This is a genomic window from Frankia umida (assembly GCF_023242945.1).
Classification (GTDB): Bacteria; Actinomycetota; Actinomycetes; order Frankiales; family Frankiaceae; genus Frankia; species Frankia umida.
Genome location: NZ_JALKFT010000006.1, coordinates 82251 through 99314 on the forward strand (window position 1 = coordinate 82251; position 17064 = coordinate 99314).

The 17064-nt window shown below is 72.5% G+C and carries 17 protein-coding genes; 9 read left to right on the top strand and 8 right to left on the bottom strand.

From position 1 onward, the window contains the following. Nucleotides 1–3: 3 nt before the first annotated feature. Nucleotides 4–984, bottom strand: coding sequence for an NAD(P)-dependent oxidoreductase (locus MXD59_RS08085; RefSeq protein WP_248824142.1), 981 nt, complete (start codon nt 982–984; stop codon nt 4–6). A gap of 309 nt (nt 985–1293) precedes the next feature. On the opposite strand from MXD59_RS08085, the gene MXD59_RS08090 reads away from it, so the two are divergent. Together MXD59_RS08090 and MXD59_RS08095 are read left to right on the top strand one after the other, a co-directional pair. Beyond that, nucleotides 1294–2727 carry a magnesium transporter MgtE N-terminal domain-containing protein gene (locus tag MXD59_RS08090; protein WP_248824143.1) on the top strand — a complete coding sequence of 478 codons (1434 nt, stop codon included), beginning with the start codon at nt 1294–1296 and terminating at the stop codon, nt 2725–2727. A 59-nt stretch (nt 2728–2786) separates the two neighbouring features. Further along, a complete protein-coding gene (locus MXD59_RS08095; protein WP_248824144.1) occupies nt 2787–3344 on the top strand; it encodes a DUF1003 domain-containing protein in 558 nt (185 codons plus the stop codon). A 111-nt stretch (nt 3345–3455) separates the two neighbouring features. Here MXD59_RS08095 and MXD59_RS08100 read toward each other — a convergent pair whose 3' ends face one another. Beyond that, entirely contained in the window at nt 3456–3737 is a 282-nt protein-coding gene (locus MXD59_RS08100) for a chorismate mutase (RefSeq protein WP_372511990.1), read from the bottom strand. Nucleotides 3738–4061: 324 nt separating this feature from the next. Then, nucleotides 4062–4634, bottom strand: a complete 573-nt coding sequence (locus tag MXD59_RS08105) for a winged helix-turn-helix transcriptional regulator (RefSeq protein WP_248824145.1) — start codon at nt 4632–4634, stop codon at nt 4062–4064. A 147-nt stretch (nt 4635–4781) separates the two neighbouring features. Between MXD59_RS08105 and MXD59_RS08110 the strand changes: the two genes are divergently transcribed. From MXD59_RS08110 to MXD59_RS08125, 4 genes are all read left to right on the top strand, one after another. Beyond that, entirely contained in the window at nt 4782–6284 is a 1503-nt protein-coding gene (locus MXD59_RS08110; protein ID WP_248824146.1) for an MFS transporter, read from the top strand. Between the two features lie 204 nt (nt 6285–6488). Further along, complete coding sequence (locus MXD59_RS08115; RefSeq protein ID WP_248824147.1) at nt 6489–7292, top strand: nucleotidyltransferase domain-containing protein; 804 nt, start codon at nt 6489–6491, stop codon at nt 7290–7292. Between the two features lie 100 nt (nt 7293–7392). Next, on the top strand, nt 7393–8304 hold the full coding sequence (locus MXD59_RS08120) for a RecB family exonuclease (protein ID WP_248824148.1): 912 nt from the start codon (nt 7393–7395) through the stop codon (nt 8302–8304). 144 nt (nt 8305–8448) lie between these two features. Beyond that, nucleotides 8449–9672: an aminotransferase class I/II-fold pyridoxal phosphate-dependent enzyme gene (locus MXD59_RS08125; protein WP_248824149.1), complete on the top strand. Its 1224-nt coding sequence runs from the start codon at nt 8449–8451 to the stop codon at nt 9670–9672. Nucleotides 9673–9688: 16 nt separating this feature from the next. Here the strand turns inward: MXD59_RS08125 and MXD59_RS08130 are convergent, their stop codons facing one another. Beyond that, on the bottom strand, nt 9689–10507 hold the full coding sequence (locus MXD59_RS08130) for a hypothetical protein (RefSeq protein ID WP_248824150.1): 819 nt from the start codon (nt 10505–10507) through the stop codon (nt 9689–9691). 278 nt (nt 10508–10785) lie between these two features. Between MXD59_RS08130 and MXD59_RS08135 the strand changes: the two genes are divergently transcribed. Together MXD59_RS08135 and MXD59_RS08140 are read left to right on the top strand one after the other, a co-directional pair. Continuing rightward, nucleotides 10786–11652, top strand: a complete 867-nt coding sequence (locus MXD59_RS08135) for a ParA family protein (protein WP_248824151.1) — start codon at nt 10786–10788, stop codon at nt 11650–11652. Between the two features lie 83 nt (nt 11653–11735). Next, entirely contained in the window at nt 11736–12158 is a 423-nt protein-coding gene (locus MXD59_RS08140) for a hypothetical protein (protein WP_248824152.1), read from the top strand. Between the two features lie 197 nt (nt 12159–12355). Here MXD59_RS08140 and MXD59_RS08145 read toward each other — a convergent pair whose 3' ends face one another. After that, the gene (locus tag MXD59_RS08145; RefSeq protein WP_248824153.1) at nt 12356–14104 is read right to left on the bottom strand and encodes a DEAD/DEAH box helicase; all 1749 of its coding nucleotides are present in this window, start codon (nt 14102–14104) and stop codon (nt 12356–12358) included. A 351-nt stretch (nt 14105–14455) separates the two neighbouring features. Between MXD59_RS08145 and MXD59_RS08150 the strand changes: the two genes are divergently transcribed. After that, nucleotides 14456–15145, top strand: coding sequence for a ferritin-like fold-containing protein (locus tag MXD59_RS08150; protein WP_248814973.1), 690 nt, complete (start codon nt 14456–14458; stop codon nt 15143–15145). A gap of 132 nt (nt 15146–15277) precedes the next feature. Here MXD59_RS08150 and MXD59_RS08155 read toward each other — a convergent pair whose 3' ends face one another. From MXD59_RS08155 to MXD59_RS08165, 3 genes are all read right to left on the bottom strand, one after another. Next, nucleotides 15278–15502, bottom strand: a complete 225-nt coding sequence (locus MXD59_RS08155; protein WP_163548468.1) for a DUF3107 domain-containing protein — start codon at nt 15500–15502, stop codon at nt 15278–15280. 174 nt (nt 15503–15676) lie between these two features. Then, complete coding sequence (locus MXD59_RS08160) at nt 15677–16315, bottom strand: TetR/AcrR family transcriptional regulator (protein ID WP_163548469.1); 639 nt, start codon at nt 16313–16315, stop codon at nt 15677–15679. Between the two features lie 206 nt (nt 16316–16521). After that, a complete protein-coding gene (locus tag MXD59_RS08165; protein ID WP_248824154.1) occupies nt 16522–16773 on the bottom strand; it encodes an Rv3202a family protein in 252 nt (83 codons plus the stop codon). Nucleotides 16774–17064 lie beyond the last annotated feature (291 nt).

Here is a 17064-nt window from a genome sequence, read left to right on the forward strand (position 1 = left end):
GAGCTAGTCCTCCGGGTCGGCCTGGGGGTCGGTGGCGAGGCGGCGCAGGCGGATGATGGCGGTGGCGTCGAGGCGGCCGTCGCCGCGGTCGTGGGCGTCGCTGAGGTCCGACTCGGTGAGTGTGGTCAGCGGCACCGGGATGCCCCGGCGAGTCGCCTCGTCCAGGCAGATGCGCAGGTCCTTGCGCATCCAGTCGACGGCGAAACCGAAGTCGAACTCATCGCGGATCATGGTGGGGGCGCGGTTGACCAGATACCAGGAGCTCGCCGCCCCACCGGAGACGGCCGGCAGCACCTGCGTCAGGTCGAGGCCGGCGGCCATCGCGAAGTTCAGCGCCTCCGCCGCGCCCTCGATCGCCCCCGCCACCAGGATCTGGTTCACCATCTTCGTGAGCTGCCCGGTCCCGACCGGGCCGATCCGGGTGATCGTCGTTCCGTAGGCGGCCAGCACCGGACGGACCCGCTCGATGGTCTCCGCCGCACCCCCGCACATCACGCTCAGTCGCCCCGCCTGCGCCCCGGCCTGCCCGCCGGACACCGGCGCGTCGACGAACCCGACCCCGCGTTCCTGCGCCAACGCGGCGATCTCCACGGCGACCTGCGCGGACGTCGTCGTGTGATCGACGATGATCGCACCGGCCGCCAGCGCCGCCAGCGCCCCCTGCGGGCCGACCAGCACCTCCCGGACGTCGTCATCCGCGCCCACACACAGACACACCACGTCCGCCCCCGTCGCGGCCGCCGCCGGTGTCGGCGCCGCGGAGCCGGTGAACTCCTGCGTCCAGCGCCGCGCCGTCGCGGCCGTCCGGTTGAACACCGACGTCTCGAACCCGGCCCGGCTCAGATGCCCCGCCATCGGATACCCCATCGTGCCCAGACCGAGGAAGGCAACCCGCATCTCCAGACCCCACTCTCCGTAGTGCGCGACGCCCGTGCGGCGTTCCGCGCCCCGCGTCCGTTCCTGGGACGCGGTACCGCCCCCCATCATGGCGACGGTCTGTGCCCCTTTCGCGGGAGCCGCGGGTGGGTGGGGTGCGCGGGGGCGCCGTGGTCGGGTTCGGGGCCGATTCGCCGGCTACGACGACCCGGGCAGGTGGATGCCGACCCCGGGTCGGCCGCGGGGTGTGGTGGTGGCGAGGGGCGGTGTGACGGGATGGGTGGGTTGCGGTGGGTGGTGGGACGGGTAACCTCCGGCCGTGACGACCTCCGTGGCACCGACCTGGCCAGATTCGCCCTGCCACGTCCGTCCGTACGTCCAGCGGGTGCGGTCCGTGCGTGGGAGGTGGTGAGGGGGATGCCGACGCGTCCGGCGCAGTCCCGGTTCTTCTGTCGACGGCTGGCGGGGCTGCTCGTCCTCGATCCGAACGGGGATCAGGTCGGGCGCGTCCACGATGTGATCGTGGCGTTGCGGCTGGGGCATGAGCCGCCGCGGGTGCTGGGGCTGGCGGTCGAGGTGCAGCGCCGGCCGATCTTCGTGCCGATCGGCCGGGTGACAGGGGTGGAGTCCGGCGCGGTGGTGCTGTCGTCGGCGCGGCTGAGCTGGCGGCGGTTCGAGCAGCGACCGAACGAGACGCGGGTGCTCGCCGAACTGCTCGACCGGCGGGTGCGGCTGCTGGGACCGGGCGAGTCCGCGTCCCGCGCGACGTTCGGGGCCTCCGGGTCGTCCGAACGGGCGGGGAAGGCGGAGGCCGGCGGCGGCCAGGAGGCCAAGGGGGAGGAGGTCACCGTCGTGGACGCGGCGATCGAGCCGGTGCGCGGCGGTGACTGGGTGCTCGAACAGGTGGCGGTGCGGCGGGGTCGCGGGCGTCGGGGCGAGGTCCGCACGGTGTCGTGGGACGACGTGAGTGGCTTCTCGCTGCCGGAGGAGGGGCAGGGGGCCGCGAACCTGCTGGCCGCGTTCGAGAAGCTGCGGCCGGCGGACCTCGCCGGCTTGCTGCACGACCTGTCGGACAAGCGACGGGCGGAGGTCGCGGCGGCCCTGGACGACGAGCGCCTCGCCGACGTCCTCGAGGAACTGCCCGAGGACGAGCAGGTCGAACTGCTCGGCGGACTGGCCGAGGAACGCGCCGCCGACGTGCTCGAGGCGATGGATCCCGACGACGCCGCCGACCTGCTCGGCGAACTACCCGCCGAGGACGCCGAACGGCTGCTGCGCCTGATGGAGCCGGACGAGGCCGCCGGGGTGCGCCGGTTGCTGCTCTACGCCGATGACAGCGCCGGCGGCATCATGACCAGCGAGCCCGTGGTGCTCCCGCCGAACGCGACGGTCGCCGAGGCGCTCGCGCGCATCCGGGAACCGGAACTGTCGCCGGCACTGGCCGCGCAGGTGTACGTCGTGCGCCCGCCGTGCGAGACGCCGACGGGCCGCTACCTCGGCCTGGCGCACTTCCAGCGGCTGCTGCGGGAACCGCCGTCGACGCTGGTCGGCGGGGTGATCGAGGTGGACATCGCCTCCCTGCGCCCGGATACACCGCTGGCGGAGGTGACCCGGCATCTCGCGTCGTACAACCTGGTCGCGGCGCCGGTGCTGGACGGGGCCGGACGGCTCGTCGGGGTGGTGACCGTCGATGACGTCCTCGACCATCTGCTGCCGGCCGACTGGCGGGAACGCCAACTGGACGCGGATGAGGTCGAGGCGCGGACGGGGCCCGGCGCCGGAACCCCGCCCGCGGCCGGCGGGGACGATCCGGGCGCCGTCGGCGAGGTCTCGGCGGGGGCACAGTTGTGATCCGTCGTCGGCGGCGGGGGCCGCGTCTGGATCAGCCGCGGGCGTCGCGGCGCGCTCGGGTGCGGCCGTCGTCCTACGAGGCGGACGCGTTCGGCCGGATCGCCGAACGGATCGCCCGGTTCCTCGGCACCGCGCGGTTCCTGGTGGTGCAGAGCATCGTCATCGTGCTGTGGATCGCCTACAACATCGCCGCACCGTCGAGCATCCGGTTCGACTCGTTCCCGTTCATCTTCCTGACCCTGGCGCTGTCGCTGCAGGCGGCGTACGCGGCACCGCTGATCCTGCTCGCGCAGAACCGCCAGGACGACCGGGACCGCGCCAACCTCGCCCAGGACCGTGAGCAGACGGTGCGCACCCGAGAGGACACCGAGTACCTCGCCCGGGAGGTCGCCGCGATGCGCATCACCATCGGTGAGCTGGCCACCCGCGACTTCCTGCGGTCCGAACTCCGCGGCCTGCTCATCGAGCTGGACCTGCCCGAGCGCCCCCGCAACCGCAAACGCGACCGCGATCGTCCCCGTGACCGCAATGGTGACCGCAGGGAGCAGCGGCCACGCCAGGAGCCGGCCAGCCATGCGCATCCCGGACCACCCAGCGAACACGCCCCGCCCGGCTGACCTGGCCGGCCAGCCCGCGTGAACCGGCTGGCCCGCCTGGCCGGCACAGCGGTGCTGGCCGGAACGGTGGTTACTACTCGCTGGCGCGATGGTTACTGGCCGGCGCAGCGGTTACTGGCTGGCGGCGCCGCGGCAGAGGGTCAGGACCGCCAGGGCGATCTCGACGCCGCGGGGGCCCAGCTCGTCCGCCCAGGACGCGATGATTCTGTTCTCCCGGGCGTGTTCGATCCGCGGGCCCCCCTCGACCTGTCGCAGCGACTGGATCTGGCTGGACAGATCGCGGCGGTTGGTCAGCAGCGCGCGCAGTTGGGCGTCGATGTCGTCGATGAGCCCGCGCCCCTCGGCGATGCTGCTGATCGTCGGCGCGGTGCTGACCACGCGGGCGTGTGCCACGTCACCAGGTGCGCCGGGTGCGGGGATCGCGGCGTCGGAACGGTCGACGAGGTTCTCCGCGGTGTTCTCCACAAGGGGGACCTTTCGTTCGGAGGTCCGGCGCCGCCCAGGCGAGATCAACCCGGGACTGACCGGGCCTGGCCTGGGCTTGTGCCGCGCGACGTCAGCGGCTGAGCGGGGACCGGACCCGATCCCCATAAAAAATGGGCGGCAGCACGCCGTGACTCGCGACGCGACCACACCCCATGGCTAGAGCATGCCAGCCGCGCACGGATCCGTCCAGGTACACCGATCCCACTGCGGCACCGTCCGCGTTCGTGCGGATTATCCGGCCTGCCCGGATGCAACAACCTGCCGAGACTCGGCAGTCTCCGCCTCGGCTGCCCCCGCTGCTCCTGCTGCCGGCTCCGCCGATGCTGTCGACTCCGCGGGCGGCTGGGGCTGGATGCGGCGGGCGCCGGGGCCGGGCAGGCGCACCACCTCGGTGACGCCGACCTCCTGGCCGCACGTCTCGCAGCGGCGCCGGTCGTCGATGTGGCCGCCGCAGCCGCGATGGTGGATGACGAACGGGGCCTCGCCGCCCTTGAGGTGCCGGTCACCCCAGGTCATCAGGGAATTGAGGATCGGCCAGATGTCGCGGCCGCGCTCGGTGAGCACGTACTCGAAGCGTTCGGGCTGCTCGCTGTAGCGGCGGCGCTCGAAGACGCCGGCCTCGGTCAGCCGGGCCAGCCGGTCGCTGAGCACCGTGCGGGCGATGCCGAGGCGGGCCTGGAAATCGGCGAACCGGGTGACGCCCAGGCAGGCATCGCGTGCGATCAACAGCGTCCACCGATCGCCCAGGACCTCCAGGGTCGCGGCGATGGAACAGATCTCCTGCTCGTAGGTCCGCGGCAGCATGCCATCGATTGTAGCGTCACCATACCGACTGTTGGTAGCGTCACGATACTCAAATGTTGGTATCGTGATTGGACCATCTGCGGGTAGCGTCATCGCACTGACTGTCGCCCGTCGTCCTGTGTCGTTCACCGCCTGGAGAGGTCGCTCATGCGTGCGGATGCCCGCCTGCGCTGGGTCCTGCTCGTCACCTCGGCGGCGACGTTCGTCGCCAGCCTCGATCTGTTCGTCGTCAACGTCGCGTTCGGTGATCTGGCGCGGGAGTTCCACACCGAGCCCGCCACGCTGTCCTGGGTGCTCAACGGCTACACGATCGTTCTGGCCGCGCTGCCCATCCCGTTCGGCCGCTTCGCCGACGCCTACGGGCGGCTGCGCTGGTTCGTCGGCGGGATGGTGCTGTTCGCCGTGGCCTCGGTGCTGTGCGCCGCCGCACCGTCGCTGGACTGGCTGATCGCCGCCCGGGTCGCCCAGGGCGTCGGCGCCGCCGCACTGCTGCCCACCTCGCTCGGCCTGCTGCTCGGCGAGTTCCCCCCGGCGCGCCGGGCGGCCGCCGTCGCCACCTGGGCGGCCACCGGCTCGGTCGCCGCCGCGTTCGGCACCCCCGTCGGCGCGCTGCTCACCCGGGCGAGCTGGCGCTGGATCTTCCTGATCAACGTGCCGATCGTGATCGTGACCCTGCTGATCGCACGCCGGGTCCTGACCGAATCCCGCGCCGAGGCCCCGGCCGGCTCGGGTGCGGTCGTGCGGCCCGACCTGTTCGGCACCGCCCTGCTCACCGCCGGGATCGCCCTGGTGACGTTGGGTCTCGTCGAGGCCGAGAGCTGGGGCTGGACCGGGGCGCGCACGCTGGGCGCGCTGCTCGGTGGGCTGGCTCTGGTCGCGGCGTTCCTCTGGCAGTGCACCCGACACCGGGCGCCCGTGCTCGAACTCGACCTGTTCCGCGACCGGCAGTTCAGCGCCGCCACCGGCGCCACCGTGCTGCTGTTCACCGGGTTCGGGGCGCTGCTGCTCGGCAACGTGCTGCTGCTGACCGATCTGTGGCGCCAGGACGTCCTCGCCGCCGGGCTCGAGTTCGCCCCCGCTGGCATCGTCTCGGCGATCGTGGCGATGTTCGCCGCCGCCCGGCTGGCCGCCCGGTTCGGCTACCGGGTGCTCGGCGCGACCGGCTGCCTCACGATCGCCGCGTCCCTGCTGGCCTACCGGATCGGCATCGGCACCACCCCCGACTTCCCGCGGGAGGTCCTGCCGTTCGAGATCACCTGCGGCGCCGGCATCGGCCTGGTCATCCCGACCCTGGCCGCGGCGATCTCCGCCTCGCTGCCCGCCACCCGCCGGGCCACCGGTAGCGCCGTGTTCGCCATGGCCCGCCAGCTCGGCACCGTCCTTGGCGTCGGCGCGACGGTCGCGCTGATGGCGAGCCCGTCCGGGGTCCCTGACCTCGCCCACTACCAGCGGGTCTGGGTCCTCATCGCGGTCGTCGAGGTCGCCGCGGCCCTGGCCTGCCTGCTGCTGCCCGCCCGTCCCACCCCGGTGTCGCCCGGCACGCTGGTCTCACCGCCCACCTCGGTGGTGGCCCCGGTGACGGATACCGCTCCGGCAGGTGGGCCCGTCCCAGGCCCGCTGCCGGTGCCCGCCGGCACCGCCTCTGGCTGATGGTGCGCGCGCTGCCCAGGTCGAGACAATCTCGGGCCTGTCGATCAACGTGGTTCTTCTGCAGGCTTTAAAAGCGAATCCTTATCCGTTTTCTTCCGGTGGGATCCATCCGCCCCACCAGGACGCCGGCGTCGACAACGGCCCGGGACGGCGACGATGTCCCGCCTCGGAGAACACCTCGGTACGGGCGGACAATCACGGGTCATGACGCTTCCTGTCGCGGTGCGTGATGCCGTGGACGCCTACCTGCTTGCGGTCGACACCATGGATCCCGATCTCGTGGAAGGCTTTTATGTGATCGGGTCCGTGGCGCTGGGCGATTTCCGCCCCGGAGTCAGCGACGTCGATTTTGTCGCTGTCACCACCACGGCCCCCACGGACCAGCAGGTCGCGGCACTGTCCCGCATCCACGCCCACCTGTCCCACCGCCCGCTCCTCGACGGGGTCTACACCACGTGGCTCGACCTCGCGCGGGATCCGGGACGGGCATCGCCGGGACCGCATGCCCACGGTCGACGGTTCCATCCACGTTGCGACCACCAACGCCACCCGGTCACCTGGCACAGTCTGGCCCGCCACGGCGTGGCCATCCGTGGCCCCAGGCCCGTCGAGATCGATGTCGCGGCCAACCCGCAGGACCTCGCCCGCTGGACACGCGGCAACCGCGACGGCTACTGGCGGCAATGGTGGCGCCACGGCTCCCGCCTGTCCACACCCGCAGGCCTGGCCTGCCTCACCTCGCGGGAGCCGGCCTGGGGCGTACTCGGCGTCAGCCGGCTCCACCACACGCTCACCACCGGTGAGATCGTCTCCAAGGCGGCGGCGGGAGAACACGCGCGGACCGCCTTCGGACCAGGCTGGCACCGCATCATCGACGAATGCCTGCGCATCCGGCGTGCCGATCATCGCCGGTCCCTCTACCGAAACCCCTTCACCCGACGGGCCGAGGCGCTGACCTTCATGGACATGGTCATCAACGACGCACCCCGACCCACGGGAACCGGCTGACCGCCACCGGCCATCGCCACCGCCGTGGCTGTGGGCTTCTGCGCGGCTCGCCGCCGCGGAGGCGGATCGAACTGTCGGAGGGCGGTGGGATGATCCTGCGATGGCACAGATGGAGCTCGCCGGCATGCCCCGCAGGCTGTTCGCCTGCACGCCGTCGCGGCTGGCCGCGTTCGAGGACTGCCCTCGCCGGTACCGGATGATCTACCTGGACAGGCCCCGGCCGCCGCGGGGGCCGGCCTGGGCGCACACGTCGTTCGGGGTGAGCCTGCACAACGCGCTGCGCCGGTGGTGGGAGGAGCCGTTCGAGCAGCGCACGCCGGTGCGGGCGGCGCAGCTCGTCCGGTTGCTGTGGGTCGCTGACGGGTTCCGCGACGGCGAGCAGTCGGTGGCGTGGCGGGAGCGGGCCGCGGAGATGGCCGCCGGCTACGTCACGGGGCTAGACCCGGCGGCCGAGCCGCGGGGAGTCGAGCGTTCGGTGGCCGCCCGCACCGAGGGGCTGGCGTTCTCCGGCCGGGTCGACCGGCTTGATGATCGGAATGGCGAGCTCGTCATCGTCGACTACAAGACGGGCCGCCGGCCGTCCACGGAGGCCGACGCGCGCAGCTCCCCGGCGCTCGCGCTCTACGCCATGGCCGCCGGGCGGATGCTGCGCCGCCCGTGCCGGCGGGTGGAACTGCACCATGTGCCGAGTGGCCGGGTCGCCGTCGCGGAGCACACCGAGGAGTCGATCACCCGGCATGTGCACCGGGCCGAGTCGGTGGCCGCCGACGCGGTCGCGGCCACCGAGGCGCTGCGGTCCGGCGGCGATGCCGAGCGTGCCTTCCCGCCGCGGACCAGCGGGCTGTGCTCCTGGTGTGACTTCCGTGCGCGATGCCCGGAGGGTCAGGCGGCCGCCCCCGACCGTCAGCCCTGGGATGCCCTCGGCGAGGTGGATCCCGGGAGCGCGGCCGGTGCCGGTGCCAGCGCCGGCGATGTGGCCGCCAGTGGTGGGCGGGAGGCCACGGACGTCTGAGCGGGCCGGCGCAGCGCGCGGAAACGGTTCCGCGGAACACCTGGGGGCAGGGCAGGCTGGGACGGCAGGTGAGGTGGCGGTTCCGCGGAACACTCGGTGGGGTACGGGGCGTCCGGTGGGCGGATGGGATGCCACGATGGGCCGATGGCCGAGCAGACCACCGCATCCGCGTCGCCGCGGGCGCCCGCGAACCAGCCGCGGATCTCCGCGAAGGCGATGACCTTCACCGAATCCGTCATCCGGGAGATGACCCGGCTCGCGCTTGTGCACGGCGCGGTGAACCTGGCGCAGGGATTCCCCGACTTCTCCTGCCCGCAGGAGCTCAAGGACGCGGCCAAGGCCGCCATCGACGCGGACGTCAACCAGTACGCGATCACCTGGGGAGCGGCGGAGTTCCGTGCCGAGATCGCGGCGAAGGTCGCCCGCACCTATCCGGGCTGGACGGTCGACCCGGAGCGGGAGATCTGTGTGACCTGCGGCTCCACCGAGGCGATGATCGCCACGATGCTGGCGTTGGTCGACCCCGGCGACGAGGTCATCATGTTCGACCCGTACTACGAGAACTACGGCCCGGACACGATTCTCTCCGGCGCGGTCCCGAAGCTCGTCCGCCTGCACGCCCCGGACTGGTCCATCGACCCGGCCGAACTGCGCGCCGCGTTCAGCGACCGGACCCGCGCGATCATCCTCAACACCCCGCACAACCCGACCGGCAAGGTGCTGCGCCGCGAGGAGCTCGAACTCGTCGCCGAACTCTGCCAGCGTCACGACACCCTCGTGTTCACCGACGAGATCTACGAACACATCCAGTACCTCGGCCCCGGCGGCCACATCCCCCCGGCGACCATCCCGGGCCTCGAGGACCGCACCGTCACGATCAACGCGCTGTCCAAGACGTACGCCGTCACCGGCTGGCGGGTCGGCTGGACGATCGCCCCGCCCGCCTACACCTCGGCGATCCGCAAGGTGCACGACTTCCTCACCGTCGGCGCCGCCGCACCGCTACAGGCCGGCGGGGTCGCGGCCATGCGGCTACCCGCCGAGTACTACACCGGCCTCGCCGAGCAGTACCGCGCCCGCCGGGACCTGCTGTGCGCGTCGCTGACCGCGACCGGTTTCACCTTCCGTCCACCGGACGGCGCCTACTATGTGATGTGCGACACCCGCGCCATCGACCCCGCCGGTGACGACGTCGCCCTCACCCGCCGAATGATCACTGAGGTCGGTGTCGCCGCGGTGCCCGGCTCGTCGTTCTTCGCCAACCCCGCGGACGGCCGGCACATCATCCGCTTCGGCTATCCCAAGCGCCACGAGACCCTGCGGGCCGCCGCCGACCGCCTGACCGGACTGGCCCAACTGATCGGCTGATCCGCCGACCGGCTGCCTACTGGCTGGGTGTGAGCCAGGCGGACGGCGTGGGCAGCGGGTAGCCGGCGGTGGCGGCGCGGGCATGGCCGGCCTGCAGCTCCCGGTCGAGGTCGGCCAGGGTCGAACGGGCACCGCGGCGCCACGGACGTCCCCGCATCGCGGTGGCCGCCATCCCCGGTAGCCCCCCGGCTCCCGGTCGGGCGCCCACCCCCGACCTCGCTCCCGCTCCCACGCCTGAGCCTGCTCCCAGGCCGTGGCCATGGCCTGGGTCCGCGTCTGGGCCCGCGGGGAGGTTGGCGGGCAGGGCATAGCGCCCGCGTAGGTATTCGCCGATCCAGCGACCCCGCGCGGCGCCGAGTTCCACCGGTCCGCCGATGTGGAACACCCAGGCCGCCCGGGGGTCGAACACGTCACCGAAGCGCTGGACCACCCCCGGCTGAGAAGAGGCCCCCGAGGGCGCGGCCGGTCCGGCCGGTGCGGTGGGCAGGAGATGCCCGGTGTGATCGTTCAACACGACCGCGTCGAAGGTTCCCAGCGGAGCCCCGGCGTCCGGCCGCGTCACCTCGGCGGGCGCGGACGGCTCATGATCTGCGGGTGTGCCGTGGATCTCGAAGGGCGGCGCGGTGGGCGTCGCGGCGGACAGCCGCAGGGTCGCGGGAACGAGCGCCACGAGTCGGTCGGCGCAGCCATAGGCGGCCAGGGCGGCGACATCGTCCGGCGAGATCGGTTCGGGCGCGAAGACGGCGATCTCCAGACCGCCGTCGACGAGCGCCACGGCGGCGGCGGCGGTGGCGGCGTCGAGGCCAAGGACGGCAATCCGCGGAAGTCCTGTCACGTCCGCGCACTCTAATGGCGTCCGGCCCGGCCGAGTCGGCCGCCACATGCGGGACCCCCGCCCCACCCGGCGGCGAAAAGGTGCCGGGCGCCGCGGGCTGCCACCTTGGTGGCGGAGATCTGTGGTGTTTGCCGGCCCGGCGGACCGACGCGGCGAGAGCGCGCGGGGGTCTGCCGGGGGTGTCGCCGCCGGTGGCGCGGGTGTGGGTGGGGCGTCCGGCGAGAACTCACAGCGGCTAGATGTTGTGACCATCCGATTACCCGTACACACTGATCGGCGTGGCCCATGTACTCGCGGTGGCAAACCAGAAAGGCGGCGTAGCCAAGACCACTTCGGTGGCCAGCCTTGGTGCCGCACTGACCGAGCTGGGGCGCCGCGTCCTGCTGGTCGATCTCGATCCGCAGGCCTGTCTGACGTTCTCACTCGGCCTTGATCCCGACACGATCGAGCTGTCGGTGCACGATGTGCTGCTGGGCCGGTTGTCCGCGGGCATCGTCGTGTCCACCACCGCGGACGGGACCGACCTGTTGCCGGCGACCATCGAGCTCGCGGGCAGCGAGGCGGTGCTGCTCTCGCGCACGGGGCGTGAGCACGCGCTGCGGCTCGCCCTCGCGGACCTGCTCGACGACTACGACGTCATCCTGATCGACTGTCCGCCGTCCCTGGGCGTGCTGACGATCAACGGGCTGACCGCCGCGGACGAGGTCATCGTGCCGTTGCAGTGCGAGACGCTGTCGCATCGCGGCGTGGGGCAGCTGCTGGACACGGTCCAGGACGTGCGGCGGCTGACGAACGCGGGGCTGCGGGTGCGCGGGGTCCTGCCGACCCTGTTCGACGCGCGTACCGCGCACAGCCGGGCCGTCCTCGCGGATGTGGTCGCGCGCTACCACGTGGATGTGCTGTCGCCGCCGATCGCCCGGTCGGTGCGCTTCGCCGAAGCCCCGGGAACGGGACGATCGATCCTGGCGACCGCCGGCCGGTCCAAGGGTGCCGACGCCTACCGCCGACATGCCCGCGCGATCGCCGGGCTGTCCACGGCAGACGAGATCCCCGCTCGTCGATCACCGCCGCCCGCTGGGACACCGGCCGCGATGACGCCGGCGGTAGCGGTGGCCGTGCCGATCACCGCGCAGGGACGCCGCTGATGGGCGCTGCTCGCGACGAGCCGGCCCCCACCCGCCGGCGGACGCATCGGCCGGCACCTGTGCCGATCCGCGACGATGCGGCGGTGCGGCCAGGGGCCGCGGCGGGGTTCGATCGGCTGCGCCACCGCGAGTACCGGGCGCCGGGGCCAGCCGTACTCGAGGCGGGTCCGGCGGGTGTGGCGGGCTCGACGGTGTCAGCGCCGGGGGAGACCTCGGCGCGGCCGCCGACGGTGCCGTCCGGTCCGTCGGTGGGACGGGACGCCCATGGCAAGCGGGTTCTGTACAGCGGGGCGCGGCCGTCGCCGGCGCCGTCCGCGGGTCTGCGGCTCGAGTGCTCCCGGTGCGGCGGGACCAGGTTGCTCGGAACCTGGCAGTCGCTGCGGGTGCTGACACCGAGCGTGCATCTGCCGGTGATGCGGGCGCGGCACTTCTCGCTGGTGCGCTGCCCGAACTGCCACCGGGTGAGCTGGGTCCGCCTGGGCCTGCATCTTCGCGCTGTGGGCTGAGCCGTGGGCTGAGCGCCGTGCGGCAACCGGTTACCCGCGTGGCCCACGGAAAGCGAGTGGGCTCAGACGGCGGGAGCGACGTGGGGCATGGCCGCTCGCGACGAGGCGGGTGTCCGGCTGCGGTGCTGGCTGACGGGTGCTGCTCCGGGGAGCTCCGGGTGGGAGCTCCACAGAATCAGCGGCGGGACGGTCCCGGGTCAGGCGGACTCGGCGCGTGGGGTGCTGTCGTCGGCGGTGTCATCGACCTCGGTGAGGTCGCCGAGCAGGGCGCCACCGGCGGACCTGCTGCGGGTGCCGCGACGACGGCGCCGACGACGGGTCGACTCGTCGGCCGAACCGGACTCGCCGGCCAGTGCCGACACCACCTGCGCGCCGTCGGTGTCGAGCGCGTCATCAGTGCCGACGACGCCCGCGGAGACGCGGGTGGTCACCATCGGCGCGGCGCTCTCGGCCAGCAGTTCGCCGGTGGCCGATGCGCCCGTGACCTCGATGCGCGGGTCGTCGAGGCCGGCGTCGGCATCGCCGGCGATGGCCAGACCGGTGGCCGCCGCCGCCGCGCCGCCACCGCGGGTGCGTCGACGGGTGCGGGCACGGGTGGCCGCCGGACGCGCCTCGGCCGCGGCTGGGGCGGTGGAGCGCCCGGTGCGCGAGGAGGACGAACCGCGTCGACCGCCACCGCGCCGCGAGGAGGCCTCACCGAGGTCCTCGATGTCCTCCGCGTCCAGCCCGGCGCGGGTGCGCGCGGCGTGCGGGAGGTTGCCGGTGACCCCGGTGGGGATGCCAAGCGCCTCGAACAGGTGCGGGGAGGTCGAGTAGGTCTCGAGCGGGCCCTCGAACGGCAGACCGAGAGCCTTGTTGACCAACGTCCAGCGGGGAAGATCGTCCCAGTCGACGAAGGTGACGGCGACGCCGCTCTCCCCGGCCCGGCCGGTGCGGCCGATGCGGTGCAGGTAGACGTTCTCGTCCTCGGGGCACTGGTAGTTCACGACGTGGGTGACACCGCTGATGTCGATACCGCGAGCGGCGACATCGGTGGCGACGAGCACGTCGACCTTGCCGGCCCGGAAGGCGCGCAGGGCCTGCTCACGCTGGCCCTGGCCGAGGTCGCCGTGGACGGCGGCGGCGGCGAAGCCACGCTTGTCGAGTTCCTCCGCGACCTTGTCGGCGGTGCGTCGGGTCCGGACGAACACCATCGCGAGGCCCCGGCCCCCGGCCTGGAGGACACGCGCCAGCACTTCCATCTTGTCCAGCGCGTGGGCGCGGAAGACGTGCTGGTGTGTGCTGGGCACGGTGCGGGCCTCGTCGGGCTGCTCGGCGCGCACGTGCACGGGACGAGCCATGAACCGACGAGCCAGCGAGATCACCGGGCCGGGCATGGTGGCCGAGAACAGCATGGTCTGGCGGCTGGTGGGCAGCTGGGCCATGATGCGCTCGACGTCGGGCAGGAAACCGAGGTCGAGCATCTCGTCGGCCTCGTCGAGCACGAGTGCCCGCACAGCGGCGAGGTCGAGGACCCGCTGGCGAGCCAGGTCGAGCAGGCGACCGGGGGTGCCGACGACGATGTCGACTCCGGCGCGCAGCGCGGTGAGCTGCGGTTCGTAGGCGCGGCCACCGTAGACGGCCAGCACGCGCAGGCCACGGCCCGCACCCGCCCGGGTGACATCCTCGGTGACCTGGACGCACAGCTCACGGGTGGGGACGACGACCAGGGCCTGCGGCCGGCCGTCGGCACCCTCGTTGGGAGCCAGCGCCGTCTGCACGAGGGGGATACCGAACGCGAGGGTCTTGCCGGTGCCGGTGCGGGCCTGACCGATGATGTCGTTGCCGCCGAGCGCGATCGGGAGCGTCAGCTCCTGGATCGGGAAGGCGTGCACGATGCCGGCCTTGGTCAGCGCCGCGACCGTCTCGGTGCGAACGCCCAGGTCGGCGAAGGTCGGGCGGACCACAGCGGGAGGAACTACCGCGGCGATCTCAGTAGACGAAGGGGATGTAGATAGATCATCTGAAGGTACTTCTGCTGTGACGGACAGCGGGACGCTCCTGGTCTTCTCTGAGCGGTGTCTGCGCTGAACCCGCTCGCGTTGAGCCGCGAGGCGCCCGCGGCCCGAGGTCCGTGTGCCCGGTGCCATGGACGGCAGCTCTGGGTGCACAGGTGACGAGGCGACGCCTACTACGCGACTACTGAGGCACATAACGGCCTCTAGCTGTCTCTAGCATAGCCGCTTCCTGGCCCGAGCGGGGGTTCCTTCGCCGACGATTGCCGTTGACGGCCTCAGGGGTGCCAGAATCCGAGCGTGATGCAGACATCGTTCCCGCCGGCCGACGCGTCGGCTTCGGGTACCGCGGACCAGCCCGACCAGGCGACTGTCGATCTGCTGGGCCTGCTCGCATATGGCGAACTGACCGCTTTCGAGCGGATGGCGACCGATGCCCGAATGTCACCGACTCTCGGCGACAAGATGGCCCTGGCCACGATGGCGGCGGCTGAGTTCTCCCACTTTCGGGCCATCTGTGACGAACTCGACCGGCTCGGCGTGGGTCCCGAGGACGCGATGGCCCCGTTCATCGGCCCGTTGACCGACTTCCACAACTCGACCGCGCCGGCCGACTGGTTGGAGAGCCTGGTCAAGGCGTACGTGGGCGACAACATCGCGGCCGACTTCTACCGGGAGATCGCGACCCGCCTGCCCGGGTCGTCCCGCGAGATCGTGCTGCGGGTCCTGGCCGACACCGGGCACGCCGCCTTCGCCGTCGAACGGGTCCGTGCCGCGATCGAGGCGAACCCGACGGTGGCCGGTCGGTTGGCGCTGTGGGCACGCCGGCTCGTCGGCGAGGCCCTCACCCAGGCGCAGCGGGTCGGGGTGGACCGCGACGCCCTCACCGGCCTGCTGGTGGGTGTGGGCGATCTGGACGCGCTGGCGGCCATCTTCAACCGCATCATGTCGGCCCACAGCCGCCGCATGTCGGCGCTTGGCCTCTCCGCCTGACGGCATGAGCCTCTCCGCCTGACGACATGACGAGGGGCGGTGGCCGACGATTTCTCCGTCCGCCCACCGCCCCCCTGCTCGTGGCCCGGACGGTCTACGCCGCCGGACGTCGAGCCGCTCGCCGCCGAGCCCTCAGCCGCCGAAGCCGACCCGGCGGGGCGAGGTGGCCGCGATCTCCACGTATGCCAGCGCGTCGATCGGGACCAGCACCTGGCGCCCCTTGTCGTCGGAGAGGGTCAGCACACCACTGCCAGCCTTGACCGCCTCGCTGACCTGCGCGGCCACGGCCTCCGCGGTCAGCTCGCTTTCCACCACCAGCTCCCGGCCGACCTGCCGTACGCCGATCTTGACCTCCACCGATGACCTCCGCCTTCGTCGGACCTTCGTGGGACCTGCGCGCAGCCGCGCGGGACCCGCGCGGTGGCGGACATCCGCCACCGAGGTTGGATCACGGCCCACACTATGGCTTCCGGGACTTCTCCACCGGCGTGGGTCCGGCGTGTTCGCTCCCGGCACATGCCGGGTGGGGTGCTAAGGCTGTTCCTGTCGGGGGTAGCCGCCGATGCCACGCCAGGCGAGTTCGACCATCGCCTCGATGGCTCGCTCCTTGGGGACGGTCCCACCGCGCACGAGCCACCAGCGCGACGCCGTCTCCGCCATCCCGATCAGGCCGACGGCGAGCAGGTCAGCCTCGGCGGGATCAAGCCCGGTGTCCGCGACGATGGTCGCCGCGATCGAGTGGACACACCGGGCGAACGCCGTCTCGATGCGCTGACGCACCGCCGGCTCGCTGCGCAGATCGGATTCCAGCACGAGCTGGTGTGCCCCGGACGAGTCATTGACGAAGTCGAAGTACGCCCGCACCGAACGGGCGATGCGCACGTGGTTGTCGGTGGTGGAGCCCAGCGCCTCCTCGACGGCGTTGACCAGCTGGGTCGTGTGCTCGTCGAGTAGTGCCAGGTAGAGCTCGAGCTTGCCCGGGAAGTGCTGGTAGAGCACGGGTTTGCTGACCCCGGCCCGCTCGGCGATCTCGTCCATCGCCGCCGCGTGGTAACCCTGGGCGACGAAGACCTCGCGGGCGGCGCCGAGCAGCTGGAAGCGGCGGGCGGTCCGGGGCAGCCGGGGAGTCCGGCCCGTACGGGTGCCGGGCGAGGCTGGCTCGGCGGTCACCGGCACTCCTTCGGGTCCAGGTCGGCTGCGGCCGACGACGAGTCGCCGGCTCACTTTCGCACAGCAGGCCGGCCCGGTACGGCTCGGCCGGATTACCCACCTTGACGACCCACCCGTCGGTGGTGGCCCGAACGGGCTGACCACCCGCGCGGACACCACCGTCCACCGTACTCAGAGCCGGCCGTGGTCGGGGTCGTTCGGGGTCGTCAGCGGTAGTCGTCCTCGTCGGTCTCGACGACGATGCTCTGCTCGACCCGGTCGAACTCGTCGACCTCGCCGGCAGTGTCGACCTCGCTGGCCAGCACCGTCGAGCCCGCTTCGCGCGGACGGACCTCCCGAGCCTGCTCGACGGCGTCGGCGTCGGGTGTCTCCAGCGGCAGGTGGCCGGCGGGGACGCTCTCGGGGGGGAGGCTTGCCAGGGTGCGGCCGGAGCCGGGTAGTTCGGTGGATGCTCCCATGGGACGTCCTCCTGAGCTCGTCGATGCGGCATCCGCGGGGTGGGGTGCCGACGCCGGGCGGTCCTGGACCCACATCGGGCCCGGACCGCGATGTGCCCGGTGTGCGTGCCTCTCACGCGGGATCCACGCATCCGGTGTGTGGGGGTCATGAGGCGTCGCCGAGCAGCGGGGCGAACAGATCGCCGAGGTCGTCGACGCGTCGCGGCACGTCGTCCGCGGTGAAGATCGGAATGTCCGCCCGGACCTGCCTGGACGTTCGACAGCCGCACCCGCCGCCCGTCGACCCCGACG